This window comes from Microbacterium petrolearium, assembly GCF_054782875.1.
In genome coordinates this window covers 66,747-89,814 of the sequence record NZ_BAAGRQ010000012.1, presented here as the reverse complement: position 1 = coordinate 89,814, position 23,068 = coordinate 66,747, and the positions used below count along the sequence as shown (strand labels likewise).

Sequence of the window (23,068 nt, the reverse complement as noted above, 5' to 3'; positions counted from 1 at the left end):
GGACACGGGCAGGTCGAACAGGGTGCCGGTGGCGGTGTGGGCGGTGGCGGTGACGAGGACGTTCATGGGCATGCCGACGACGGCGACGCCGTCGGGTTCGGTGCCGATGGCGGGGGTGGCGGGGGCGAATCGGGCGACGTCGGTGGCCTGCACGGCGGGGATGATCGGCGCGTCTTCGGTCTGCTCGGCGGGTGTTTCGGGGGCGTAGTCCTGCCAGCAGAGGCCGTCGGCGCGTGGGGAGGTCTGGTCGTCTCGGCATCGTCCCCACCGCGGGTCGCGTTGCGGCGGCGCCGCCTCACCGACGCCGTCTCCGTCGCCGGCGATCGGCTGCGTGCCACCGCCGGACTCCGACGAGCCACCGCCGGTACCGGGACGCGTGGCGGAACCGCCGACGTCCACACCGGAGCCATCGTTATCGACTGAGCAGTTGAATGGAAGAAACGTGCCGCAGGAGGATTCGCTCGCGGCGGCGGGTTGTGCTGCTGCGAAGACGAGCGTGATGAAGACCGCTGTTCCAAGCGCTACTCGTCGCATTCGAGGCCATCCTCGCGCGGACTCATGCGACTGATGGCGAGCCCCGTGCGGGTCTCGTTTGACGCTCGCAACTCGACTCGCACGGACTGCACGTCTGGACGGTCCGCGGGCACGAGTGACTCGCCGTTCTCATCAACGACATCGACGTCCGAAACATCTACGCAGACGTCCAGAGTCACCTCGCGGAGGTCATCTGAAGCGTCGTTCGGCGCGATCTGATCGACGACCGCTGTGCCGGACCGCGTCCACTTCTCGGCTGCGGCCGTCGTGAACTCTTCCCGAGAGGCACTGAGAGCATCGTCGGCGACCCACTCGTAGATCAGCTCCGCCGATGCGGGATCATCCGGCTTGGCGCGATTCGTGGCCTCCACATATGCCCGATACGTCTCCTCGGCTGCAGCAAAGGCTTCTTCCTCGCTCGCGAACCCAGTCGGCGTCGGCTCGGGCTCGGGCGTGGCAGCGCATCCGGCCACCGCAAGTGCGATACCCAGGAGCAAGGCGGCGGACGACGAACGCGACATGCCACACACGGTAGCGAGCGCGCCGGATCCGTGCAGTCGCTCTCCACAGACGACGCAGCGGTGCCGCGGCGGACCGCCCGTCAGTCGATCGGGACGATCCGCAGGTTCGCGTCGCGGGCGGGGGGTCGGGTCATGGCGCGGACGCCCGCGTCGTCGCCGTAGCGGGATCGCAGGGCCCCGTCGATCTCGGCCTCCCGCCCGGTGTCGGGAATGAACCGCACCGCGATCCGCCTGCGGCCCACCTCGATCCGGCCCCTCCCTGAGCGCGTGGCCGCGCGGTACCACGCGCCGGCCGTGACGTTGAGCGAGCGGACGAGCTCGTCGGATCCGAGGCGCACGTGGCCGACGGGCACCGCGGGCGCGAGGCTGCCGTCGGCCCGCTCGGGCGCGAGGCGGATGAGCGGGGCGTCGTCGAGCGCGGCCAGCTCGCCCGCGCTCCAGGCCCGTGGCTGCTCGCGCGTCATGTCGCATCCTCCCTCGGGGCGGTCCACGCCCGCGCGAACGACTCTACGCGCGCGGTCGGGGCCATTGGGCGGCGCGGGCGGTGCCGGTAGCGTGACGGCATGACGTTCAACGAGAACGCGGATGTCGGCGGCAACAAGGCGCGGCGGCGCGGACGGGGCGCGGCCATCGCGGGCGGCGGCACGCTCGGCCTCGGCGTGATCGCCGTGCTGCTCATCCAGGCGTTCACGGGGCAGGATCTCGGCGGGCTGCTCGGCTTCGCCGACGGTGCCGGCGACGGGCAGGGATCGGGCGGATCGTCCGTCATCGGAGACTGCGAGACGGGGCAGGACGCGAATGAGAACGACGACTGCCGGCTGGCGGCGGGATCGCTCGCGATCGACGAGTTCTGGTCCGAGACGCTCGAGGGCTATCGGGAGCCGCAGCTGATCATCGTCGACGGATCGACGCCCACGCAGTGCGGCACCGCCTCGAACGCCACGGGGCCCTTCTACTGCCCACCCGAGGAGACGGTGTACGTCGATCCCACGTTCTTCGGCCTGCTGCGCGAGCGGTACGACGCCTCGGCGGGCTCTCTCGCGCAGCTGTACGTGCTGGCGCACGAGTACGGGCACCACGTGCAGAACCTCATCGGCGTCTTCGAGCAGTACCCGAACAACGGCACCGGACCGGACAGCAACGGCGTACGCACCGAGCTGCAGGCCGACTGCTTCGCCGGCGCGTGGGTGGCGGCGATGACGCAGCAGGAGGATGAGAACGGCGTGCCCTACCTGCAGCCACCGACCGCGCAGCAGATCGCCGACGCGCTGGATGCCGCCGCGGCCGTCGGCGACGACCACATCCAGGAGCAGTCGGGCGGGTTCGTCAACCCGGAGAGCTGGACCCACGGATCCAGCGAGCAGCGGCAGCGCTGGTTCGACACCGGCCGCACCGAGGGGGTGCAGGGCTGCGACACGTTCGCGGTGGCGGGGGATCAGCTCTGATCCGACCGGCCACGAAACGCGCTGTTGCGGTGGTCGCTTCATCTTCGGCCGCTTCGCGGCCTCAGTTCAGCAACCGCCGGGTGCGGGCGGCTCAGGCGGCGCAGTGCACGCACAGTGTCGCGCTGGGACGCGCCCGGAGCCGCTCGGCGGGGATGTCGCGCCCGCACCGCGCGCACACGCCGTAGCTTCCCGCGTCGAGGCGCCCGAGGGCGGCGTCGACCTCGGCCAGCTCGGACCGCGCCTGCGCGTCGAGTCCCTCCAGGCGCGACCATTCCTCGGCGAGCGTGCCGCCCTCCGGATCGTGCTCGTCGTCGGCTGTCGCGGCCGAGCGCGCATCCGCCATCGTCGCGCGCGCATCCTCCCGTCGCCGACGGCCGTCCAGCAGCTGCGCCCGACGCGCCTCGAGGACTGCCCGGAACTCTCCCGGATCGATCCCGCCCGGGCTCACGAGTACCCGCCCTCTCGGATCGCGCGCCGCACGAGCTCGAAGGCCGGATCCTGGAACGCGACGATCCGCGCCTCCTCGACGGCGCTGCCCGCTGCGGCGATCGTCGACACGGCCGCCTCGACCGCGTCCTCGAGCGGCCAGCCGTAGACACCGGCGCTGATGAGGGGGAAGGCGACGGATCGGGCGCCGAGCTCGTCGGCGATCTCGAGCGCCCGGCGGTAGCACGAGACGAGCAGGCCGCGATCGCGCTCCCCGGCGACGTGGTTCGGTCCGACCGTGTGGATCACCCACCGCGCGGGCAGCTCGCCCCCGGTCGTCCACCCCGCGTCGCCGGTGGCCAGGCCGTGGGGGAAGCGCGCGATGCAGTCGGCCAGGATCGCCGGTCCGCCCGCCCGATGGATCGCGCCGTCGACGCCGCCCCCGCCGCGCATCGCGTTGTTCGCCGCGTTGACGACGGCATCGACGTGCTGCTCGGTGATGTCGCCCCGCACCGCCACGATCCTGGTCATCCTTCCAGTGTGGACGATCCCTCCGACGTTGGATCGAGATACCCCTAGGGGGTACTATGAAGCGCAGACGACGACAAGGAGATCACATGGCTGTCGAACGCATCGAACTCGGCAAGAAGGACGCGGGCGCGACGGGTTGCGCCTGCTGCGCCGCCCCGGAGACCTCCACCGCCGCGCAGACGCGGTCGGGGGAGACCGAGACCATCCGCGTCGAGGGCATGACCTGCGGCCACTGCGTCTCGGCCGTGACGGAGGAGCTCTCGGCCCTCGGCGGCGTCGAGGGCGTCGACGTGGATCTGGTGGCGGGCGGCGTCTCGACCGTCACGATCCGCCGCTCCGCCCCGCTGGATCCCGCCGCGATCGACGCGGCGGTGGGCGAGGCCGGCTACTCCGTCGTGCGCTGACCCCGCGCGGCGGCGCGGCGCCGTGAGGCAGAATGGCGCCGTGGAGACGGCCGCGGGCGACGAGCGGGAACTGAGGCTGCGGTACGCCGGCACCTGCGTGACCTGCGGTGAGGGCATCGCGAAGGGCGAGCGCGCCACCTACCTGCCGGCGGTTCGGAAGGTGCGGCACCTCGCCTGCGCGCCGTCGCAAACGGAGGTCGCATTCCCTGAATCCACGCCGGTGGAGCATCCGCCCGTCCACGCGGGCACGGCCGGCGCGTCCGCGCTGCGGGAGTTCGAGCGCCGGAGAGCGAAGGACGAGGCCCGCATCGCGGAGCAGAAGGCGAAGGTCGCCTCGGAATGGGGTACCGGGGTCATCGGACGGATCGCCGCGCTGCTCGCCGTGGACGATCGCCCCCGCACCTCGACCACCGTCTGGTCCCAGGGTGCCGCGGGCGAGGCCCGGGTCGCCGAGAAGCTCGACGCGCTCGCCGAGGTGGGCGTCGCGTCGCTGCACGACCGCCGCATCCCCGGTTCGCGCGCGAACATCGACCACATCGCCGTCACGCCGTGGGGCGTCTGGATCGTCGACGCCAAGCGGTATGTCGGCAAGCGCGTGTCGAGCGACGTGGTCGGCGGGCTGTTCGGCTTCGGCGGTCGGCGGCGTCTGCTCGTCGGGGGCCGCGATCGCTCGCCTCTCATCGACGGGATCGAACGGCAGGTCGCGCTCGTGCGTGCAGTCGTCGGCGACGCCGTCGACGTCACCGGCTGCCTCTGCTTCGTCGACGGCGAGTGGCCGCTGATCGGCGGTGACTTCGAGATCCGCGGCGTGCGGGTGTGCTGGCCGAACCGCCTCGGGAAGACGCTGCTGCGCACGTCCGAGCCGACCGTGGACATCCCGCACATCCACCGCCGGTTGGCAGCGGCGTTCCCGCCGGCCTGACGCCAGCTGTCGAACGCGAACTCGACAAGAACATCGCTTGACCTTGACGCCGCGTCAACCTCTAGCGTCGAGGTCATGAACGACGAGGAGTGGTCGATCCAGCAGGTGGCCCGGATCGCCGGAACCACCAGCCGCACGCTGCGTCACTACGGCGACATCGGGCTGCTTGCGCCGTCGCGCGTGGGCCACAACGGCTATCGCTACTACGACCGGGCCGCGCTCGTGCGCCTGCAGCGCATCCTGCTGCTGCGCGAGCTCGGGCTCGGTCTGCCGCAGATCGCCGACGTGCTCGCGCGCGAGACGCCGGAGGCCGATGCGCTCGAGGCGCACCTGGCGTGGCTGCGGCAGGAGCAGGACCGGCTGGTGCGGCAGATCGCGTCGGTCGCGACCACGACCCGTGCGCTGAGAGGAGAGGAGCAGGTCATGGCCGAGAAGATGTTCGACGGGTTCGACCACACGCGGTACAAGGACGAGGTGCAGCGCCGCTGGGGCGCCGCCGCGTACGCCGAGAGCGACCGCTGGTGGCGCTCGCTGAGCGCCGACGAGAAGGCGGCCTGGCAGCGGAAGGTGATCGACCTGGGGCGGGACTGGATCGCGGCGGCTGAGAGCGGTGCGGCGCCCGACGGCGCCGAGGCGCAGGAGCTCGCGCGACGTCACGTCGAGTGGCTCACGGGCATGCCGGGCACCCCGGCCGCCGACGGCGGCGACGTGAAGGGCTACGTCATCGGTCTGGGCGAGATGTACGTCGCCGATCCGCGCTTCGGCGCGAACTACGCCACGAGCGAGGGCGGCACGGCCGGCGCCGAGTTCGTGCGCGACGCGTTGCGGATCTACGCGGAGGCGCACCTGTGATCCGCCGGTCGCGCCCGTAGCCTTGCCGCATGACGCACGACGGCATCCCGGCGATGGGAGGCGACCTCCTCGCCCGCCTGCACGGCGGCGGGGAGGTCGCCTGGTCGGGGCCGCGGGCCTGGTGGGGTGGCCCGCTCGACGTCGAGGGACTCGCCCTCGGCGCGACCGACGCGGCGGCCCGCGCGCTCGCCGCGGTCACGGGGAAGACCGTGAGCGTCGACTCGGCCGGCGCCGCCGGCTGGTTCGGATCCTTTCCGCTGCTGCGGGTGGACGGGCGCGCACTCACGGGCTTCGCCCCGCTGTCGGGCTTCTTCGAGGCCGCCGACGGCTGGGTGCGCACCCACGCCAACTACCCGCACCACGAGCGCGCGCTGCTCGCCGCGCTCGGCGCGCGCGACGGTGACGAGGCGCGGGCGGCGATGCGGGGGATGCCGGCGCTCGAGATCGAGCGCGCCGCCTTCGAGGCGGGCGGGCTGGCGGTCGCCGTGCGCGACCCGGGCGACGTCCGCGGAGGCGGGGAGGGGGAGTGGATCCGCGTCTCGCACCTCGGCGAGGGACGGCCCTTCGACCCCGCACCGGGGCCGCGCCCGCTCGCCGGGCTCCGCGTGCTCGACCTCACCCGCGTGCTCGCCGGCCCGTCCGCCACGCGGCTGCTCGGCGCGCTCGGCGCCGACGTGCTGCGGGTGGACCCGCTGCACCTGCCCGAGCCCCTCGACCAGCACCTCGACACGGGGTTCGCCAAGCGCTCGGCCGTCGCGGCCTTCGGCGAGGGCATCGAGCGGCTGCTCGCCGACGCGCACGTCGTCGCGCTCGGCTACCGGATCGAGCGGCTCGCGCGGCACGGGATGGATCCCGAGAGCCTGCGGGAGCGGCATCCGCACCTGGCCGTCGTGTCCCTCGACGCGTGGGGCGACGCGCCGGGGTGGAGCGGCCGGCGCGGCTTCGACAGTCTCGTGCAGGCGGCCACGGGCATCGCCCGCGTGTACGGCCGCGACACCGGCGACGGCTGGCGGCCCGGCGCCCTGCCCGTGCAGGCGCTCGACATGGCCACGGGGCTCGGGATGGCGGCGGCCGCGATCGCGCTCGCCGCGTCCGGCCGAGCGGGATGGGCGCACCTCTCACTCCTCGGCACCGCCCACCGGCTGCTCGCCCTCGGCGCCGGTCCGCCCGACCCCGCCGCCCTCGACATCCCCCTGCGCACGACCGACAGCCCGTACGGGCGCCTCACGTACGCGCCGCCGCCCTTCCGCATCGCCGGTGAGGCCGTGGACTACGCGTCCGCGCCGCAGCGGTACGGATCCGCCGGGCTCGCCTGGCTCTGAGACGCCGGCGCCCGCTGGTCACACGTCGAGCTCGTCGCCCGGGTCGAGGTCGAAGAACTCGCCGCCGTGCTGCTCGGTCGCCCAGCGCAGGCGGTCGCGGTGCATCGTGCGCCCGACGACCGAGAGGGTCATGTCGTGCACGCCGAAGGCGCGGCGCGGCGCCACGGCGAGCACGAAGTCCATGGCGTCGCCGATGCGCAGCCACGGCGCCCCGAGCGGCGCGGCAAGCGTGTCGACCTCGACGCCCTCCGGCACGTGGAACGAGTCGCCGGGGTAGTAGAGGCGCTCGTTCACGAGCACGCCGAGGTTCTGCACCGGCGGCAGGCTCGAGTGGATCAGCGCGTGCGCGCCGCCGAAGAAGCGCAGCGTAAATGCGCCGGCGGTCACGACGTCGCCCGCCGAGACCACCTCGATGTCGTAGCCCGCCGCCGCATCGGCCACGCCCTGCGGCGCGTAGATCGGCACGCGGGGCGCGACCTGCGCGAGGTGGTCGAGCTGGGCCGGCGTCCAGTGATCCGGGTGCTCGTGCGTGATGACGACCGCCGCCAGATCGTGCAGCTCCGCGAGCGGGGTGGTGAAGCCGCCGGGATCGATGACGAGCGTGTCGCCGGCGTCCTGGAGGCGGAGGGTGGCGTGTTCGTGCTTCGTGACGCGCATATCGCCATCCAATCACCGTCCGGCCCCGGCGACACGCGCGAGATGCGCGCGGGAGCCGCGCCGATTTGTCCGGCTCGCCGGACTCATGGCATACTCTTCTAGTTGCCCCGCTGAGGGAGCAACGCGAGAAACTCAAGAACGGCCCCATCGTATAGCGGCCTAGTACGCCGCCCTCTCACGGCGGTAACGCGGGTTCGAATCCCGCTGGGGTCACATTCGGAAGCCCCCGGTTCCTCGGAACCGGGGGCTTCCTCCGTCTCGGGGTCAGGCCTCCGCGTCGCGCGCGGCCGCCCGCGCCCGCCCGCGGCGCCGGATGAGCCACACGAGCAGCACGACGGCGGCGATCGGCACGAGCCACGGCAGCGCGAACCCGACGACGGCGACGAGGCCCCCGAGCGCCGCGACGAGCGCGTTCCACCCCGTCAGCATGCCGTCGAGGAAGGGCGAGCCGGGCTCGACGGGCGCCGGGGTGTCCTGTCGCACGAGCCACACCTGCAGCGTCGACATCGCCACGCGCCCCTCGACGTGCTCCAGCTCGGACTCGTACGCCTCCAGCTCGGACTGCCGCTGCGAGAGCTGGTTCTCCACCTCCAGCAGGTCGGCCACCGAGCCGGCCTCGGCCATGAGCTCGGTGAGCCGCGCGATCGACGCCTCCGCCGCCGCGACGCGGGCGCGAAGGTCCACGGCCTGGCCCGTCACGTCCTCGCGTGCGATGCTCGTGCGCAGCACCTCGCCGAGCCCGCCCAGATCCGCGATTGCGGCGTCCAGGCTGTCGCTCGGCACGCGCAGGGTGGCCGCGTCCGAGGACGACGGGGCGATCGTCGACGTCGACGCGTCGTCCGACGACGCCTCGGGCGCCGCGCTCACTGCGAGGTGCTGCACGTACCCGCCGTGCTCGGCGGCGAGTGCGCTCAGCGCCTCGGCCGCGTCGGCGGGGGAGGCGACCTCGACCGAGACCTCGGCCGTCACCGCGACCTCCCGATCCTCCTCGAGCGCACCGTCCGAACCGGAGCCGGCGCTCGCGGATGCGCCGGCCGCCGCATCGCCCGATGCCGCCTCCTCGGAGCCCGCATCCTCCGACGCCGCACCTCCGGATGATTCGGCCGACACGCCGGCGCCGGGTGCCTCGACGCCGGGCAGGGTCGGCCATGGGCCGTCGGCGACGCCCGGCTCCGCGACCCACGACGCGTCACTCTCGCCCATCGACGTGCTGCGCACCTGGTTCAGGATCGCGGGGGAGACGACCGCCGCGACCACGACGAGACTCGCGGCGATCGCCACGCCGCTCCACGAGCGGCGCCGGCGGCGGGCGCGCCGGGCCTCGAGCCGCCGCTCGGCCGCGATCGCCTCGAACACCGCGTCCTCGACGCGCGCGATCGCCTCCTCGCCCATCTCGGGCAGCGCCGTCTCGGGCAGCGCCGTCTCGGGCGCGGCGCGGTCCTCGTGGGCGCTCTCCGCCCCCGTCGCGCGCGGCGCGTCCTCGTGCTCCGACGACGTCATGACAGCTCCTCTCCGGCGACGATCCGCAGCCGGCTCCGGATGCGGGCGAGACGGTTCCGCACGGCGCCATGCCCCACGCCGATGCGCTCCGCCGCCTCCGCGTAGGGCAGGCCCTCGGCCACACACAGGCGCAGGATCTCGCGGTCGACGCCGCTCATGCCCGCGAGCTCGCGCAGCACCGCGTCCAGTGTGGCCGCGGCGACCACCTGCCGCTCCACGTCCGTCGCCGCCGCGAGATGCTCGGCGTGCTCGGCCGGCGCGACGTGCGCGCGCTCGCGCCGACGGGAGCGGATGCGGTTCGCGGCGGTGTGGCGACAGATGGCGGCGAGCCAGGGCAGCAGCGAGTCGCCCGCGAGCGCGAGGCCGCCGAGCTTGCGCCACGCGACGACGAACGTCTCCTGCACGGCGTCCTCGGCGTCCGGCCTCGTGCCGAGCAGCCCGTGCGCGATCCAGTAGACCGCGCGCGCGTGCCGGCGGTACAGCGCGCGGAAAGCCGGCTCGCTGCCTCCGGCCGCGCGCGTCACCAGGGCCGCGTCGTCCTCGTCCTCGTGCATGCCTCCGCCTGTCGTCGGGTGAGGGAATCGTCTCTCACCCTGTCAGTGTCCGCGCGGGCGCGATCGTCTCGGATCGATCACGACATTTCCGCGGACCGGTCGCGCACCGGTCTCCGGCACCCCGCCGGTCGCCCGGGGACGCGACGTCGGCGACCTGTGGCGCGGTACCCTGGGGGAGCGAGAGGGAGTATCCCGTCATCGCGCATCCGTCATCACGAGCTCCGACGACGCGGCTCCGGGTGCGCACCGCGAACGCGCGGGGGAGAGACTTTCGAGATCCCACCACGTCTCCGAAAGGCTCCCGCCGTTGGACATCCCCGTCTGGTTCGAGGTCGGCTCGCTCGTCGTGCTCGTCCTCATCCTCGTCGCCGATCTGCTGATCATCCTGAAGCGACCCCACATCCCCTCCACGAGGGAGTCCACGCTGTGGGTGGTCTTCTACATCTCCCTCGCGCTCGTCTTCGCGGGGGTGCTGTGGCTGGTCGTCGACGCGCAGCACGCCGGCGAGTTCGTCGTCGGCTGGCTCACGGAGTACAGCCTGTCGATCGACAACCTCTTCGTCTTCGTGCTGATCATGGCCCAGTTCTCGGTGCCGCGCCGCTATCAGCAGGAGGTGCTGATGGTGGGCATCATCATCGCCCTCGTGCTGCGCGCGGCCTTCATCCTGCTGGGCGCCGCCGCGATCGAGAACTGGAGCTGGATCTTCTACCTCTTCGGCGCCTTCCTCGTCTTCACGGCCATCCGCCAGGCGCTGCCGGAGAAGCACGAGGGCGACGCGCAGACCGAGAGTTTCATCGTCCGGACGATCCGCCGGTTCGTGAACATCAGCGACGAGTACGACGGCGCGAAGCTGACGACCGTCGTCGACGGCAAGAAGATCCTCACGCCCATGCTCATCGTGTTCGTCTCGATCGGCGTTACCGACCTCATGTTCGCGATCGACTCGATCCCGGCCATCTACGGCATCACGCAGGTGCCGTTCCTCGTCTTCGCCGCCAACCTGTTCGCGCTCATGGGCCTGCGCCAGCTGTACTTCCTGCTGGGCGACCTGCTCGAGAAGCTGCGCTACCTGCACTTCGGTGTGGCGTTCATCCTCGCGTTCATCGGCGTGAAGCTGTTCTTCCACGCGCTGCACGTCAACGAGCTGCCCTTCATCAACGGCGGGCATCACGTGGAGTGGGCGCCGGAGATCAACAACTGGATGTCGCTGGGCGTGATCATCGGATCGATGGCCGTCGCGACGATCGCGAGCCTCCTGGCCGACGCGCGCGACAAGCGCAAGACGGCCGCCCGCACCGCGGGCGACGAGAGCGCGCTCCCGTCCGAGGCGCGCGCGCACGGCGACGAGCGCTGATCGATCCGATCAACGAAGGCGGGATCCTGCTCATCGAGCGGGGTCCCGCCTACGCTTTCGCTGGGCACAATGTGCGCGAAACGCGAGTCGGCGTTGCAGAGTGCTAGGGTGTTCGCATGCGCGCGGTGCTCCTCCTTAGTCGCCGCGACGAGCCCTCGTCCTAGGGCCAGGCTCGTCGCGGAGTCACGTGATGCGCCCGACCCGCCGACGAGACCTGGAACCGACATGACTTCACCCGCGACCCCCGCGATCCCCGAGAACCCCCGCACGCTGGCCGAGAAGGTCTGGGACGCCCACCTGGTGTCCAAGGGAGAGAACGGGCAGCCCGACCTCCTCTACATCGACCTGCACCTCGTGCACGAGGTCACGAGCCCGCAGGCCTTCGACGGGCTGCGGGCCGAGGGCCGCCCCGTGCGCCGCCCCGACCTGACGATCGCCACGGAAGACCACAACACCCCGACGCTCGCGATCGACAAGCCCATCGCCGACCTCACGAGCCGCACCCAGATCGAGACCCTGCGCCGCAACGCCGCCGAGTTCGGCATCCGGCTGCACTCGCTGGGCGACGCCGAGCAGGGCATCGTGCACGTCGTGGGCCCCCAGCTGGGCCTGACGATGCCGGGCATCACCGTGGTGTGCGGCGACAGCCACACCTCGACGCACGGCGCGTTCGGCGCGATGGCGTTCGGGATCGGCACGAGCGAGGTCGAGCACGTGCTCGCCACGCAGACGCTGCCCCTCAAGCCCTTCAAGACCATGGCGATCACGGTGGAGGGCGAGCTCAAGCCCGGCGTGACCGCCAAGGACATCATCCTCGCCGTCATCGCGCGGATCGGCACGGGCGGCGGCCAGGGCTACGTGCTCGAGTACCGCGGCAGCGCCATCCGCTCCCTCTCGATGGAGGGGCGCATGACGATCTGCAACATGTCGATCGAGGCGGGAGCGCGCGCCGGCATGGTGGCGCCGGACGAGACCACCTTCGCCTACCTGAGGGGGCGCCCGCACGCGCCGCAGGGCGCGGACTGGGACGAGGCCGTCGCGTACTGGAAGACGCTGCCCACCGACGAGGGGGCGGCGTTCGACGCCGAGGTCTTCATCGACGCGGACGAGCTGGAGCCGTTCGTCACGTGGGGCACGAACCCCGGCCAGGGTGTGAACCTGGGCGGCCGCGTGCCCTCGCCGGAGGACTTCGAGGACGAGGGCGATCGCAAGGCGGCCGAGCGCGCGCTCGAGTACATGGCGCTCGAGGCGGGCACGCCCATGAAGGAGATCGCGGTCGACGCCGTCTTCATGGGCTCCTGCACGAACAGCCGCATCGAGGATCTGCGCGCGTTCGCGTCGATCATCAAGGGCCGCAAGAAGGCCGACGGCGTGCGCGTCATGGTCGTGCCGGGCTCCGCGCGCGTGCGCCTGGAGGCCGAGGCCGAGGGCATCGACAGGATCGTCGAGGAGTTCGGCGGCGAGTGGCGCTTCGCCGGCTGCTCGATGTGCCTGGGCATGAACCCCGACCAGCTGGCGCCGGGGGAGCGCTGCGCCTCGACGAGCAACCGCAACTTCGAGGGTCGCCAGGGCAAGGGCGGGCGCACGCACCTCGTCTCGCCCCTGGTCGCGGCGGCGACCGCGGTGCGCGGCACCCTCTCGGGGCCGGCCGACCTCGCGCCGCTGGACGAGCACGCACTGACCGGAGCGGAGGCCTGACATGGAGAAGTTCACGACGCACACCGGCGTGGCCGCGCCCCTGAAGCGGTCGAACGTCGACACGGACCAGATCATCCCCGCGGTGTTCCTGAAGCGGGTCACGAAGACCGGCTTCGAGGACGCCCTCTTCCACGGCTGGCGCCAGGACCCGGAGTTCGTGCTGAACCAGCAGCCGTTCGCGGGCGCCTCGATCCTCGTCGCCGGCCCGGACTTCGGCACGGGATCGAGCCGCGAGCATGCCGTGTGGGCGCTGCGCGACTACGGCTTCCGCGTGGTGCTGAGCCCCCGCTTCGCCGACATCTTCCGCGGCAACTCCGGCAAGCAGGGCCTCGTCACGGGCGTGATCTCCGAGGACGATCTGCACCGGATCTGGGCCGCGATCGACGCGCAGCCCGGCATCGAGATGACGGTCGACCTCACGACGCGCACGGCCGTTGTCGGCGACTTCACGGCTCCCTTCGACATCGACGATTACACTAGGTGGCGGCTCCTCGAGGGGCTCGATGACATCGGGCTCACGCTGCGCGACGCGGATGCGATCACGCAGTTCGAGGCCCGCCGCGAGGCGTGGCGGCCACGCACCCTCCCGGTGCCGTGAGCCCGGCCGGAAGCCCCTGAGGATCGGGGCAGACGGCCCCCGACCGGCGGCGCGAGCCGCCTAGACGATGTGAGGCCATCTGCACCATGACACTTCTCGGCTCCACGGAGACCACCCAGCGCGTCGACGCTGACATCCTCGAGATCCGCGGGGGCCGGCCCCTCAAGGGTCAGGTGGACGTGCGCGGCGCGAAGAACCTCGCCACCAAGGCGATGGTCGCCTCGCTGCTCGGCGAGACGCCCAGCATCCTGCGGGACGTCCCCGACATCCGCGATGTCGAGGTCGTCCGCTCGCTGCTCGAGGTGCACGGCGTGCACGTGTCGGCCGGCGAGGAGCCGGGATCGCTCGTGCTCGACCCCGCCGACGCGAAGTCGGCGAACTTCGAGCAGATCGACGCCCACGCCGGCTCGTCGCGCATCCCGATCCTCTTCTGCGGGCCGCTGCTGCACCTGCTCGGCCAGGCCTTCATCCCCGACCTCGGCGGCTGCCGCATCGGCGACCGCCCCATCGACTTCCACCTCGACGCGCTGCGCAAGTTCGGCGCGATCGTCGACAAGCAGCCCAGCGGCATCCGCCTGTCGGCCCCCGAGGGCCTGCACGGCGCGCGCATCGAGCTGCCGTACCCGAGCGTGGGCGCGACCGAGCAGGTGCTGCTCACGGCCGTCAAGGCCAAGGGCGTCACCGAGCTGCGCAACGCGGCGATCGAGCCCGAGATCATGGACCTGATCGGCGTGCTGCAGAAGATGGGCGCGATCATCTCCTACGAGCCCAACCGCGTGATCTTCATCGAGGGCGTCGACGAGCTCAAGGGCTACGACCACCGCAGCCTCTTCGACCGCAACGAGGCCGTGTCGTGGGCCTGCGCCGCGCTCGTCACCGACGGCGAGATCTTCGTCAAGGGCGCGCGCCAGTACGAGCTGCTCACGTTCCTCAACGTGTTCCGCAAGGTCGGCGGCGACTTCGACGTCACCGACGACGGCATCACGTTCCGCCGCGGCGAGACGCCGCTGAAGCCCGTCATGGTCGAGACCGACGTGCACCCCGGGTTCATGACGGACTGGCAGCAGCCGCTGATCGTCGCGCTGACGCAGGCCGAGGGCACCTCGGTCGTGCACGAGACCGTGTACGAGAACCGCCTGGGCTTCACCCACGCGCTCAACCAGATGGGCGCCGACATCGTCGTGCACCCCAACGGCATCGACGACCCGAAGCGCCGCGTGCCCCGCCGCGCGCTCGAGCAGGCGGCCGTCATCAACGGACCGACCCCGCTGCGCGGCGCGGACATCGTGGTGCCCGACCTGCGCGGCGGCTACGCGTACGTCATCGCGGCGCTGGCCGCCGAGGGCACCTCGCGCGTGAGCGGCGTGCGGATCATCGCGCGCGGCTACGAGAAGTTCCTCGACAAGCTCAGCGCCCTCGGCGCCGACTTCGACGTCGTGGGCTGAGCGTGGCGCCGATCTCCCCGGAGCGTGCGCGGCCGGGCGGCGTCTTCCGCCTGCTCGCGATCATCGTCGTGCCGCTGTACGCGTGGTTCGCGAAGATCGAGATCCGCGGCCGCGAGAAGATGCCGCTCGACGGTCCCTTCGTGCTGGCCCCGAACCACCACAGCGAGATCGATCCGCTGACGATCGCCGTCGCCACGTGGAAGCTGGGACGCCTGCCGCGATTCCTCGCCAAGGAGAGCCTTTTCCGCGTGCCGGTGCTCGGCGCCGCCCTGCGGGCCACCAAGATGGTGCCCGTCAAGCGCGGCAACCAGGGCGCGCTCGCGCTCGAGCAGGCCAAGGTGCTCGTCGAGAACCGCAGCGGCGTGATCGTGTACCCGGAAGGCACCCTCACGCGCGATCCCGACCTGTGGCCCATGCGCGGCAAGGCCGGCGCGGTGCGGATCGCGCTGGCCGGCGGGTTGCCCGTCATCCCGGTCGCGCACTGGGGCGAGCAGCAGATCATGCCGCGCTACGGCAAGCTGCGCCTGTGGCCGCCCCGCCGGCCCGTGACGCTCGTCGTGGGCGATCCCGTCGACCTGTCGGACCTCGCCGGCCGCGCCCAGGAGCGCGCCGCGCTCGAGGAGGGCACGGAGCGCGTGATGGCCGCCATCACCGCGCTGCTCGAGGAGCTGCGCGGCGAGAAGGCGCCGCCCGAGCGGTGGGACCCCACCCAGCACGGGCAGGCCGAGACGGGGCGCCTCTGATGGGCCCGCGGGTGGCGGTGCTCGGCGCCGGCAGCTGGGGCACGACGTTCGGCAAGATCCTCGCCGACGGCGGCGCGCGCGTCACGATGTGGGCGCGGCGCCCCGAGCAGGCGCACGAGATCGACGAGGCCAAGCGCAACTCGCAGTACCTTCCCGGCATCAACCTGCCGCGCACCATCCGCGCGACGCCGCGGCTGGCGCGCGCCGTCGACGGCGCGGAGCAGATCTACCTCTCCGTGCCGAGCAAGACGGCGCGTGAGGCGCTCAAGCAGCTGCGGCCCTTCGTCGCGCGCTCCGAGGTGCCGATCGTGAGCCTCATGAAGGGCGTCGAGAAGCGCTCGGGCATGCGCATGAGCCAGGTGATCGCCGAGGTGCTGGACTGCGATCCCGCCCGGATCGCCGTGGCCAGCGGGCCGAACCTCGCGCTCGAGATCGCGCGCGAGCAGCCGACGGCCGCCGTCGTGTCGTCGAGCAGCCTCGAGACCGCCGAGCTCATCGCGCGCACGGCCACGAACCGCTACTTCCGCACGTTCGTCAACACCGACGTCGCCGGGACCGAGTTCGGCGGCGTGCTGAAGAACCTCATCGCCGTCGCGATCGGCATCGTCGACGGCGTGGGGTACGGCGAGAACACGAAGGCCTCGATCATCACGCGCGGGCTCGTCGAGATGACGGACTTCGCCGTCGCCTACGGCGCCCAGGCCGAGACGATGCACGGGCTCGCGGGCCTCGGCGATCTCATCGCCACGTGCCAGTCGCCGCTGAGCCGCAACAACACGGCGGGCCGCCTGCTCGGCCAGGGGTACACGCTGCAGGACGTCGTGGCGCACATGGAGCAGACGGCCGAGGGCCTCGGATCGGTCGGCCCGATCCTGAAGCTCGCGAAGGCGAAGGGCGTCGAGATGCCCATCGTGCAGCAGGTGAAGATGGTGCTGGACGGCGCGATGGATCCCAAGGACATCGGCCCGCACCTCACGACGGACGACGACACCCCGCAGGGCGAGAGGACGCAGAATGGCCAGGACGACCGTGGCGGTGCTCTTCGGAGGGCGTTCCAGCGAGCACGCGATCTCCTCCGCGACGGCGGGGGGAGTGCTCGGCGCGATCGACCGTGACCGCTACGCGGTGATCCCGGTCGGGATCACCCGCGACGGCGTCTTCGTGCTCGAGCAGGACGATCCCGCGCGCTTCGCGCTCGACGCCGAGCGGCTGCCCGAGGTGGTCGACAACGGCACGCGCGTGCTCTGGCCCCTGCCCGGCGAGGGGCGCGAGCTGCGCGTGCGCCGCGCCGACGGCACGGTCGACTCGCTCGGCGAGGTCGATGTCGTGCTGCCGATCCTGCACGGCCTGCACGGCGAGGACGGCACGATGCAGGGCTTCCTCGACATCCTCGGGATGCCGTACGCGGGCGGCGGCGTGCTGGACTCGGCGATCTGCATGGACAAGCACTTCATGAAGGTGGCGCTGCAGGCCGCCGGCATCGCGGTGTCGCCGTGGGTGACCGTGCGCGCGTCGCGCTGGGCCGCCGCGCCCGACGCCGTGCGCGCGGAGGCCGCCGCGCTCGGATACCCGCAGTTCGTCAAGCCCGCGCGGGCGGGATCGAGCGTGGGCGTGTCGAAGGTGCACGACGCGGGCGAGCTGGACGAGGCGATGAGCCTGGCCCTGGCCGAGGACGACAAGGTGCTCATCGAGGCCGGCATCGCGGGCCGCGAGATCGAGGTGGCCGTGCTCGAGGGCCGCGGGGGCGCGCCGGCGAGGGTGTCGCTGCCCGGCGAGATCGTGCTCACCACGCGCGAATTCTACGACTTCGAGGGCAAGTACCTGGGCGGCGACGGCGCCGAGGTGGTGTGCCCGGCCGATCTCACCGACGAGCAGATCGCGCGGATCCGCGACGTCGCGGCGCGCGTCTTCGAGGCCGTGGAGGGGCGCGGGCTCGCCCGCGTCGACGTGTTCCTCACGCCCGAGGGCGAGGTCGTCGTGAACGAGCCGAACACCATGCCGGGCTTCACGCCGATCTCGATGTACCCGAAGTGCTGGATCGCATCGGGCCTGAGCTACGCCGACCTCATCTCGGAGCTCATCGAGCTGGGCCTCGAGCGCACCCGCTGACCGGCGCAGGCCGGGTCAGCCGACGTACTCGGCCTCGTCCGGGGCGACGCACTCGCCCGTGCGCTCCAGCTGCGACACGGCGCCGCCGAGCGCGCTGAGCACGTCGTTGCTCGAGACGCCCTGGCCGTCCTCGTCCACCGCCGTGTCGACGTAGACCGACGCGGCGGGCGTGCGGCCGTAGGTGGCCATGCGCAGGCGCGGGAAGTCCGTGTCGTCGACCACCCAGTCCACGCCGCCGACCGAGACGCACTGCAGCGTGCTCGGCGCCAGCGGCTCCAGGCCGCACGCGAAGATGACCTCCTGATCCTCGCCCCACACGGCGGTCGCCTGCGCGTCGGTCCAGACCCGCGGCAGGTCGCCGAGCGCATCGGGCAGGCGCACCGAGACCTCGGCGCAGAGCGGGTCGTTCGCGAGCGGCTCGGCGGGCAGGTGCACCGTGGTGGCGCAGCCGCCGAGGGCGAGCGCGCCCGCGAGGATCGCGGCGAGCCGCGCACTCATGGCGCCCCCGGCCCGGGCGGCGGAGGAACGGCGGCGGATCACCCCTCCAGCGTATTGCGGGGTCGCGTGTGGATACCCTGAACGGATGGATCCGACCGTGGGCGAGCTGAGCGAGCGAGAGGTGCTGCGGCGCATCGCGGCGCGCACGGGCAGGGCGCCGGCGGCGATCGTGGGCCCGGGGGACGATGCGGCGGTCGTCGCCGCGCCGTCGGGCTCCGTGGTGGCCACGACCGACACGCTCGTGCACGGCCCCGACTTCCGCCTCGCCTGGTCGAGCGGGTACGACCTCGGCTGGAAGGCCGCGGCGGTCAACCTCGCCGACGTCGCCGCGATGGGCGCCCGCCCGACGGGGCTGCTCGTCGCGCTTGCGATGCCGAGCGCGACGAGGATCTCGTTCGTCGAGACCCTCGCCGACGGGCTGCGCGAGGCGTGCGAGGCGCTCGCCCCCGACTGCGCCGTCGTGGGAGGCGACCTCACCGTCTCCGACACCCTGACGATCGCCGTGACGGCGCTCGGCGACCTGGAGGGTCGCCCCGCCGTGCTGCGCTCGGGCGCCCGCCCCGGCGACGTCGTCGCCGTGGCGGGCGAGCTCGGCGCCGCCGGTCGCGGCCTGGCGATCCTCTTCGACCGCTTCCGCGACGACGGCGGCGAACCGATTCCCGTCGACCGCGCGGCGCTCGGGGAGGGGGAGTCCGCGCTGCTCGACGCGCAGCTGCGGCCCGCGCCGCCCCTCGGGCTCGGCCCGATGGCAGCGATGTCGGGCGCCACCGCGATGATGGACGTCTCGGACGGGCTCGCGCTCGACGCGACGCGGATGGCCGAGGCCTCGGGCGTGCGTCTCGACCTCGATCCGGCCGCCCTGGGCGCCGATCGGCGCGCCGCCCTGGAGGGCGGAGAGGACCACGCCCTGCTGGCGACGTTCCCCGGAGACGTCCTCCCGCCCGGGTTCCGCCCGATCGGCCGCGTCGAGGAGGGATCGGGCGTCTCGGTCGGGGGCGAGCCGTACGACCGCCGCGGCGGATGGGACCCCTACGCCGACTGGGACGCGCGCACCGGCTGACGCGGCGCGGATCGCTGGCTAGGCTGGCGCCATGTTCTCCTACGATCCGTATGCAGAGCTCGCCACGCTGAGGGACTTCGCGCCCCTCACCGTCACCAGCACCGACATCGCCGAGGGGCAGCCGCTGCCGAAGGCGCAGTGGGGATCGGCCGGCGGCGGGTCCGACATCTCCCCGCAGCTGAGCTGGTCGGGGGCGCCCGAGGGCACGAAGTCGTTCGCCGTGTCGTGCTTCGATCCGGACGCGCCGACGGGCTCGGGCTTCTGGCACTGGGCCGTCTACAACCTTCCGGCCGACGTGACGTCGCTCGACACGGGCGACGACCGCCCCTCGGCGGGCATCGCGCTGCGCAACGAGTCGGGCGAGCCCGGCTTCATCGGCGCCGGCCCGCCGCCGGGAACCGGCGTGCACCGCTACTTCTTCGTCGTCGACGCGCTCGACACGGTGCTGGAGCTGCCCGAGGGGGCGACGCCCGCGATCCTCGGCTTCAACCGGCACTTCCACGCGCTCGCGCGCGGCATCCTCGTCGCCACGGCGACGAGCGACTGACCGCCACGCGCGTGCACGACGCGCGCCGACGCCCGTTCCGCCGTGCCCCTCGGGGCCGGCGGAACGGGCGTCTCGCGTCCGGGCGTCAGGCGCGGTGGGTGGGCGCCTGCTCGGCCTCCGGCTCGGGGACCGGCCGAGCCGTCGCCGGCTCGTCGGCCGTGACGGGCGCGCCGGCAGCAGGGGCCGGCTCCTCCGTCAGGCGAGCAGCGGCCGGCGCGTCGTCGATCTCCGGCTCCTCATCGGCGGGCAGCGCCTCCGCCGCCGGCACGGGACGGGCGGGCACGAGCGCCTTGGCCGCGGCGATCGCGGCGGTCAGGGCGAGGCCGATCAGGCCGGCGCCGAGCACCGGTCCGCCCACCGTGACGAGCGCCTGGCCCGCATAGACGTCGGCCGTGGTGGCGCTGCCGTCGAGCAGGGTCGTGCTCATGTTGTCGATCGTGGGGAAGCTCATCGCGAATCCGGCCGCGGTGGCGGCGAGCGATCCGATCAGCAGCACCCAGTAGGGCGCGCTGGTGATGAGTCGGGGCGTGCGGGGCATGATTCTCCTCGGGTTCGCATGCGGACTCCGCCACGATCCCCGGCGCGCCCATGCGCGGCCGATGCGTCCCCTATGCTCCCGCTGTGGATCGCCGCGTCAGGCCACGGGGCGCTTCAGCCGCAGCACCACGACCGTGAAGGCGGCGGCCGAGAGGGCCGCGAGCACCATGTGGATGCCGACGAGCAGCTCGGGCAGGCCGTTGCGGGCCTGGAAGACGCCGACGATCACCTGCACGGCGATGACGGCGAGCAGCGCGACGAGCCACGGCAGGGGGCGGAGCCGGCGCACCGCGGCGATCACGACGAGCGCGACCACGAGGGCGAGCAGGATGTAGCCGGGCCACGAGTGCACGTGCGCGAGCACGGTCGCATCGAAGCCGTCGCGGATCACGGCGGCATCGCCGGAGTGGGGCCCGTTGGCCGTGGTGAGCACGCCGAAGAGGATCGTGAGGGCGAGGACGAGCGTCGTCGCGTGGGTGAGGGCGGCGAACCACGCCGGCACGGCGCGCTCGCGCGGGCCCGGCACGTCGTGCAGTCGCACGAGGTAGGCGGCCGTGACGCACACGAGCACGAGCGACGAGACGTAGTGGAAGCCCACGATGAAGGCATTCAGCTCGGTCAGCACCGTGATGCCGCCCACGAGCGCCTGCGCCACGACGCCGGCGACGACGATCCACGCGAGGATCTGCAGGTCGCGGCGGGCGGGCAGCGAACGCACCGAGTACACGGCCGCGGCGATCACGGCCAGCAGCAGCACGGCGGTCGCCGCCCAGAACTCGCCCACGGCGAGGTAGGCGACCACCGCGGCGGCGATGCCGCCCAGCGCGAACCACACCGCCGCCAGCACGTCGCGGCGCGTGCCCACGGCGCGCAGCGTGAGCAGCAGCACCGCGATGGCGACGATGCCGACCGCGCCGGTCATCGTGCGGTTGCCGAACTCGATGAAGCCGTGGATGCCCATCTCCTGCGTCGGCACGAGCGACTCCGGCGTGCACAGCGGCCACTCCGAGCAGCCGAGGCCGGAGCCGGTCAGGCGCACGGCGCCGCCCGTGCCGATGATCGTCGTCTCGAAGAGGAACGAGAGCCAGGCGAACAGGCGCAGCCAGCTGCCGCCGACGGCGGCGGCGCGGGGCGCGGTGAGCGGGGGAGCGGCGGGTGCGGTGGCCATGCGGGTGGTGCCTCCTGATCCGCTCCGAATCCGACACGCACGGCGCCGTGGGGGAGCGAACCTGTAGAATTGAATCGCTGAAAAAACGGGCGGTTCCGCCCGTGGCGACAGCAGACAGTCTAAGGCGCGATCCGCGTCGCAACGGGGCCCCAGTACGGCACTCCACTCCGGAGCGCCGGGCCGGCTGACACCGTTTCGGGACCCATGAGGAGAGTAGAGACCGCATGTCTGATGTGCTGATCGACCGCCCCGAGCTCGAAGGTCTGGGGGTGTACGAATTCGGCTGGCACGACCCGGACGTCGCCGGCGCGAGCGCCAAGCGCGGCCTCAGCGATGCCGTCGTCCGCGACATCTCGGCCCTCAAGCAGGAGCCGGAGTGGATGCTGAAGACCCGGCTGAAGGCCCTCTCCCTGTTCGAGAAGAAGCCGATGCCCACGTGGGGCGCCGACCTCAGCGACATCGACTTCGACAACATCAAGTACTTCGTCCGCTCCACCGAGAAGCAGGCCCAGACGTGGGAGGACCTGCCCGAGGACATCAAGAACACGTACGAGAAGCTCGGCATCCCCGAGGCCGAGCGTCAGCGCCTCGTCGCCGGCGTGGCCGCGCAGTACGAGTCCGAGGTCGTCTACCACCAGATCCGCGAGGACCTGGAGGCGCAGGGCGTCATCTTCATGGACACCGACACGGCGCTGCGCGAGCACCCCGAGTTCTTCGAGGAGTACTTCGGCACCGTGATCCCGTCCGGCGACAACAAGTTCGCCGCGCTGAACACGGCCGTGTGGTCGGGCGGATCGTTCGTGTACGTGCCCAAGGGCGTGCACGTGGAGATCCCGCTGCAGGCCTACTTCCGCATCAACACCGAGAACATGGGCCAGTTCGAGCGGACCCTGATCATCGCGGACGAGGGCAGCTACGTCCACTACATCGAGGGCTGCACGGCGCCGATCTACAAGAGCGACTCGCTGCACTCGGCGGTCGTCGAGATCATCGTGAAGAAGAATGCCCGCGTGCGCTACACGACGATCCAGAACTGGTCGAACAACGTGTACAACCTCGTCACCAAGCGCGCCGTCGCCCACGAGGGCGCGACGATGGAGTGGGTCGACGGCAACATCGGCTCGAAGGTCACGATGAAGTACCCGTCGATCTTCCTGATGGGCGAGCACGCCAAGGGTGAGACGCTCTCGGTGGCCTTCGCGGGCCCCGGTCAGCACCAGGACGCCGGCGCGAAGATGATCCACATGGCGCCGTACACGCAGTCGTCGATCGTCTCGAAGTCGATCGCCCGCGGCGGCGGCCGCGCCGGCTACCGCGGCGAGGTGCGCGTGGACGAGAAGGCCCACCACTCCGCCAACACGGTGCGGTGCGACGCCCTGCTCGTCGACACGATCTCGCGCAGCGACACGTACCCCGCGATCGACATCCGCGTGGACGACGTGCAGCTGGGCCACGAGGCCACGGTCTCGAAGGTGAGCGAGGAGCAGCTGTTCTACCTCATGAGCCGCGGCATGCCCGAGGACGAGGCGATGGCGATGATCGTGCGCGGCTTCATCGAGCCGATCGCCCGCGAGCTGCCCATGGAGTACGCCCTCGAGCTGAACAAGCTCATCGAGATGGGCATGGAAGGATCGGTCGGCTGA

General features: G+C 72.2%; 25 protein-coding genes, 1 tRNA gene and 1 pseudogene. 16 read left to right on the top strand and 11 right to left on the bottom strand.

The features are described 5' to 3' along the window. The 3 genes and pseudogenes from ACYVJ0_RS10515 to ACYVJ0_RS10505 form a co-directional block, all read right to left on the bottom strand. A pseudogene (locus ACYVJ0_RS10515) lies at nucleotides 1–534 on the bottom strand (hypothetical protein); the annotation flags it as partial. Next, nucleotides 522–1,055, bottom strand: a complete 534-nt coding sequence (locus ACYVJ0_RS10510) for a hypothetical protein (protein WP_460817716.1) — start codon at nucleotides 1,053–1,055, stop codon at nucleotides 522–524. The pseudogene ACYVJ0_RS10515 and the gene ACYVJ0_RS10510, both read right to left, overlap by 13 nt. A gap of 80 nt (nucleotides 1,056–1,135) precedes the next feature. Then, a complete protein-coding gene (locus ACYVJ0_RS10505; RefSeq protein ID WP_460817714.1) occupies nucleotides 1,136–1,519 on the bottom strand; it encodes a DUF2255 family protein in 384 nt (127 codons plus the stop codon). Nucleotides 1,520–1,618: 99 nt separating this feature from the next. Between ACYVJ0_RS10505 and ypfJ the strand changes: the two genes are divergently transcribed. Beyond that, nucleotides 1,619–2,500: a KPN_02809 family neutral zinc metallopeptidase gene (ypfJ, locus tag ACYVJ0_RS10500; protein WP_460817712.1), complete on the top strand. Its 882-nt coding sequence runs from the start codon at nucleotides 1,619–1,621 to the stop codon at nucleotides 2,498–2,500. Between the two features lie 91 nt (nucleotides 2,501–2,591). Here ypfJ and ACYVJ0_RS10495 read toward each other — a convergent pair whose 3' ends face one another. Together ACYVJ0_RS10495 and ACYVJ0_RS10490 are read right to left on the bottom strand one after the other, a co-directional pair. Further along, nucleotides 2,592–2,843 (bottom strand): TraR/DksA family transcriptional regulator, encoded by a 252-nt coding sequence (locus ACYVJ0_RS10495; RefSeq protein ID WP_460817711.1) that lies wholly within the window; start codon nucleotides 2,841–2,843, stop codon nucleotides 2,592–2,594. 101 nt (nucleotides 2,844–2,944) lie between these two features. Next, the gene (locus ACYVJ0_RS10490) at nucleotides 2,945–3,457 is read right to left on the bottom strand and encodes an O-acetyl-ADP-ribose deacetylase (protein ID WP_460817709.1); all 513 of its coding nucleotides are present in this window, start codon (nucleotides 3,455–3,457) and stop codon (nucleotides 2,945–2,947) included. Nucleotides 3,458–3,543: 86 nt separating this feature from the next. On the opposite strand from ACYVJ0_RS10490, the gene ACYVJ0_RS10485 reads away from it, so the two are divergent. From ACYVJ0_RS10485 to ACYVJ0_RS10470, 4 genes are all read left to right on the top strand, one after another. After that, a complete protein-coding gene (locus tag ACYVJ0_RS10485; protein ID WP_460817708.1) occupies nucleotides 3,544–3,861 on the top strand; it encodes a heavy-metal-associated domain-containing protein in 318 nt (105 codons plus the stop codon). Between the two features lie 40 nt (nucleotides 3,862–3,901). Next, on the top strand, nucleotides 3,902–4,783 hold the full coding sequence (locus ACYVJ0_RS10480; protein WP_460817706.1) for a nuclease-related domain-containing protein: 882 nt from the start codon (nucleotides 3,902–3,904) through the stop codon (nucleotides 4,781–4,783). Nucleotides 4,784–4,858: 75 nt separating this feature from the next. Further along, a complete protein-coding gene (locus ACYVJ0_RS10475; protein WP_460817704.1) occupies nucleotides 4,859–5,635 on the top strand; it encodes a MerR family transcriptional regulator in 777 nt (258 codons plus the stop codon). A gap of 29 nt (nucleotides 5,636–5,664) precedes the next feature. Next, nucleotides 5,665–6,957 (top strand): CoA transferase, encoded by a 1,293-nt coding sequence (locus tag ACYVJ0_RS10470; RefSeq protein WP_460817703.1) that lies wholly within the window; start codon nucleotides 5,665–5,667, stop codon nucleotides 6,955–6,957. 18 nt (nucleotides 6,958–6,975) lie between these two features. Here the strand turns inward: ACYVJ0_RS10470 and ACYVJ0_RS10465 are convergent, their stop codons facing one another. After that, nucleotides 6,976–7,614 carry an MBL fold metallo-hydrolase gene (locus ACYVJ0_RS10465; RefSeq protein WP_460817701.1) on the bottom strand — a complete coding sequence of 213 codons (639 nt, stop codon included), beginning with the start codon at nucleotides 7,612–7,614 and terminating at the stop codon, nucleotides 6,976–6,978. 140 nt (nucleotides 7,615–7,754) lie between these two features. Between ACYVJ0_RS10465 and ACYVJ0_RS10460 the strand changes: the two genes are divergently transcribed. After that, a tRNA-Glu gene (locus tag ACYVJ0_RS10460) sits at nucleotides 7,755–7,827 on the top strand. A 51-nt stretch (nucleotides 7,828–7,878) separates the two neighbouring features. On the opposite strand, the gene ACYVJ0_RS10455 is transcribed toward ACYVJ0_RS10460, so the two are convergent. After that, nucleotides 7,879–9,114, bottom strand: a complete 1,236-nt coding sequence (locus tag ACYVJ0_RS10455) for a DUF4349 domain-containing protein (protein WP_460817700.1) — start codon at nucleotides 9,112–9,114, stop codon at nucleotides 7,879–7,881. After that, nucleotides 9,111–9,668 (bottom strand): RNA polymerase sigma factor, encoded by a 558-nt coding sequence (locus ACYVJ0_RS10450; RefSeq protein WP_460817698.1) that lies wholly within the window; start codon nucleotides 9,666–9,668, stop codon nucleotides 9,111–9,113. The genes ACYVJ0_RS10455 and ACYVJ0_RS10450 overlap by 4 nt, the downstream gene beginning before the upstream one ends. 307 nt (nucleotides 9,669–9,975) lie before the next feature. Here ACYVJ0_RS10450 and ACYVJ0_RS10445 point away from each other — a divergent pair, with 307 nt between their 5' ends. The 7 genes from ACYVJ0_RS10445 to ACYVJ0_RS10415 all read left to right on the top strand — a co-directional run bounded on the left by ACYVJ0_RS10445 (nucleotide 9,976) and on the right by ACYVJ0_RS10415 (nucleotide 17,615). Beyond that, nucleotides 9,976–11,022: a TerC/Alx family metal homeostasis membrane protein gene (locus ACYVJ0_RS10445; protein WP_460817696.1), complete on the top strand. Its 1,047-nt coding sequence runs from the start codon at nucleotides 9,976–9,978 to the stop codon at nucleotides 11,020–11,022. A 225-nt stretch (nucleotides 11,023–11,247) separates the two neighbouring features. Beyond that, nucleotides 11,248–12,720: a 3-isopropylmalate dehydratase large subunit gene (gene leuC, locus ACYVJ0_RS10440; RefSeq protein WP_449853713.1), complete on the top strand. Its 1,473-nt coding sequence runs from the start codon at nucleotides 11,248–11,250 to the stop codon at nucleotides 12,718–12,720. Nucleotide 12,721: 1 nt separating this feature from the next. Continuing rightward, on the top strand, nucleotides 12,722–13,318 hold the full coding sequence (leuD, locus tag ACYVJ0_RS10435) for a 3-isopropylmalate dehydratase small subunit (RefSeq protein ID WP_449853712.1): 597 nt from the start codon (nucleotides 12,722–12,724) through the stop codon (nucleotides 13,316–13,318). An 86-nt stretch (nucleotides 13,319–13,404) separates the two neighbouring features. Next, nucleotides 13,405–14,763, top strand: a complete 1,359-nt coding sequence (gene murA, locus ACYVJ0_RS10430; protein ID WP_449853711.1) for a UDP-N-acetylglucosamine 1-carboxyvinyltransferase — start codon at nucleotides 13,405–13,407, stop codon at nucleotides 14,761–14,763. Beyond that, nucleotides 14,760–15,506: a lysophospholipid acyltransferase family protein gene (locus ACYVJ0_RS10425; RefSeq protein WP_449853747.1), complete on the top strand. Its 747-nt coding sequence runs from the start codon at nucleotides 14,760–14,762 to the stop codon at nucleotides 15,504–15,506. The genes murA and ACYVJ0_RS10425 overlap by 4 nt, the downstream gene beginning before the upstream one ends. Continuing rightward, nucleotides 15,506–16,621 (top strand): NAD(P)H-dependent glycerol-3-phosphate dehydrogenase, encoded by a 1,116-nt coding sequence (locus tag ACYVJ0_RS10420; RefSeq protein WP_449853710.1) that lies wholly within the window; start codon nucleotides 15,506–15,508, stop codon nucleotides 16,619–16,621. The genes ACYVJ0_RS10425 and ACYVJ0_RS10420 overlap by 1 nt, the downstream gene beginning before the upstream one ends. Then, nucleotides 16,521–17,615 (top strand): D-alanine--D-alanine ligase family protein, encoded by a 1,095-nt coding sequence (locus ACYVJ0_RS10415; protein ID WP_460817693.1) that lies wholly within the window; start codon nucleotides 16,521–16,523, stop codon nucleotides 17,613–17,615. Before ACYVJ0_RS10420 ends, ACYVJ0_RS10415 begins: the two co-directional genes overlap by 101 nt. Before the next feature lie 15 nt (nucleotides 17,616–17,630). Here ACYVJ0_RS10415 and ACYVJ0_RS10410 read toward each other — a convergent pair whose 3' ends face one another. After that, nucleotides 17,631–18,155: a DUF3515 family protein gene (locus tag ACYVJ0_RS10410; protein WP_449853708.1), complete on the bottom strand. Its 525-nt coding sequence runs from the start codon at nucleotides 18,153–18,155 to the stop codon at nucleotides 17,631–17,633. Between the two features lie 43 nt (nucleotides 18,156–18,198). On the opposite strand from ACYVJ0_RS10410, the gene thiL reads away from it, so the two are divergent. After that, on the top strand, nucleotides 18,199–19,173 hold the full coding sequence (gene thiL / locus ACYVJ0_RS10405; protein WP_460817691.1) for a thiamine-phosphate kinase: 975 nt from the start codon (nucleotides 18,199–18,201) through the stop codon (nucleotides 19,171–19,173). Between the two features lie 31 nt (nucleotides 19,174–19,204). Then, nucleotides 19,205–19,720 (top strand): YbhB/YbcL family Raf kinase inhibitor-like protein, encoded by a 516-nt coding sequence (locus tag ACYVJ0_RS10400; protein ID WP_449853706.1) that lies wholly within the window; start codon nucleotides 19,205–19,207, stop codon nucleotides 19,718–19,720. Between the two features lie 85 nt (nucleotides 19,721–19,805). Here the strand turns inward: ACYVJ0_RS10400 and ACYVJ0_RS10395 are convergent, their stop codons facing one another. After that, the gene (locus tag ACYVJ0_RS10395; RefSeq protein ID WP_449853705.1) at nucleotides 19,806–20,258 is read right to left on the bottom strand and encodes a dinucleotide-utilizing enzyme; all 453 of its coding nucleotides are present in this window, start codon (nucleotides 20,256–20,258) and stop codon (nucleotides 19,806–19,808) included. A gap of 96 nt (nucleotides 20,259–20,354) precedes the next feature. Then, nucleotides 20,355–21,425, bottom strand: coding sequence for a COX15/CtaA family protein (locus ACYVJ0_RS10390; RefSeq protein ID WP_460817689.1), 1,071 nt, complete (start codon nucleotides 21,423–21,425; stop codon nucleotides 20,355–20,357). A gap of 224 nt (nucleotides 21,426–21,649) precedes the next feature. On the opposite strand from ACYVJ0_RS10390, the gene sufB reads away from it, so the two are divergent. After that, complete coding sequence (gene sufB / locus ACYVJ0_RS10385) at nucleotides 21,650–23,068, top strand: Fe-S cluster assembly protein SufB (protein WP_460817688.1); 1,419 nt, start codon at nucleotides 21,650–21,652, stop codon at nucleotides 23,066–23,068.

Bases quoted from the DNA above. Each gene is read 5' to 3' on its own strand.
- ACYVJ0_RS10495 (WP_460817711.1), bottom strand. From the start codon at position 2,843: ATGGCGGATGCGCGCTCGGCCGCGACAGCCGACGACGAGCACGATCCG.
- ACYVJ0_RS10490 (WP_460817709.1), bottom strand. From the start codon at position 3,457: ATGACCAGGATCGTGGCGGTGCGGGGCGACATCACCGAGCAGCACGTC.
- ACYVJ0_RS10395 (WP_449853705.1), bottom strand. From the start codon at position 20,258: ATGCCCCGCACGCCCCGACTCATCACCAGCGCGCCCTACTGGGTGCTG.
- ACYVJ0_RS10465 (WP_460817701.1), bottom strand. From the start codon at position 7,614: ATGCGCGTCACGAAGCACGAACACGCCACCCTCCGCCTCCAGGACGCC.
- leuD (WP_449853712.1), top strand. From the start codon at position 12,722: ATGGAGAAGTTCACGACGCACACCGGCGTGGCCGCGCCCCTGAAGCGG.
- ACYVJ0_RS10390 (WP_460817689.1), bottom strand. From the start codon at position 21,425: ATGGCCACCGCACCCGCCGCTCCCCCGCTCACCGCGCCCCGCGCCGCC.
- ACYVJ0_RS10420 (WP_449853710.1), top strand. From the start codon at position 15,506: ATGGGCCCGCGGGTGGCGGTGCTCGGCGCCGGCAGCTGGGGCACGACG.
- ACYVJ0_RS10415 (WP_460817693.1), top strand. From the start codon at position 16,521: ATGGCCAGGACGACCGTGGCGGTGCTCTTCGGAGGGCGTTCCAGCGAG.
- murA (WP_449853711.1), top strand. From the start codon at position 13,405: ATGACACTTCTCGGCTCCACGGAGACCACCCAGCGCGTCGACGCTGAC.
- ACYVJ0_RS10475 (WP_460817704.1), top strand. From the start codon at position 4,859: ATGAACGACGAGGAGTGGTCGATCCAGCAGGTGGCCCGGATCGCCGGA.
- ACYVJ0_RS10450 (WP_460817698.1), bottom strand. From the start codon at position 9,668: ATGCACGAGGACGAGGACGACGCGGCCCTGGTGACGCGCGCGGCCGGA.
- ACYVJ0_RS10455 (WP_460817700.1), bottom strand. From the start codon at position 9,114: ATGACGTCGTCGGAGCACGAGGACGCGCCGCGCGCGACGGGGGCGGAG.
- ACYVJ0_RS10470 (WP_460817703.1), top strand. From the start codon at position 5,665: ATGACGCACGACGGCATCCCGGCGATGGGAGGCGACCTCCTCGCCCGC.
- ACYVJ0_RS10485 (WP_460817708.1), top strand. From the start codon at position 3,544: ATGGCTGTCGAACGCATCGAACTCGGCAAGAAGGACGCGGGCGCGACG.
- sufB (WP_460817688.1), top strand. From the start codon at position 21,650: ATGTCTGATGTGCTGATCGACCGCCCCGAGCTCGAAGGTCTGGGGGTG.
- ACYVJ0_RS10510 (WP_460817716.1), bottom strand. From the start codon at position 1,055: ATGTCGCGTTCGTCGTCCGCCGCCTTGCTCCTGGGTATCGCACTTGCG.
- thiL (WP_460817691.1), top strand. From the start codon at position 18,199: ATGGATCCGACCGTGGGCGAGCTGAGCGAGCGAGAGGTGCTGCGGCGC.
- leuC (WP_449853713.1), top strand. From the start codon at position 11,248: ATGACTTCACCCGCGACCCCCGCGATCCCCGAGAACCCCCGCACGCTG.
- ACYVJ0_RS10505 (WP_460817714.1), bottom strand. From the start codon at position 1,519: ATGACGCGCGAGCAGCCACGGGCCTGGAGCGCGGGCGAGCTGGCCGCG.
- ypfJ (WP_460817712.1), top strand. From the start codon at position 1,619: ATGACGTTCAACGAGAACGCGGATGTCGGCGGCAACAAGGCGCGGCGG.
- ACYVJ0_RS10400 (WP_449853706.1), top strand. From the start codon at position 19,205: ATGTTCTCCTACGATCCGTATGCAGAGCTCGCCACGCTGAGGGACTTC.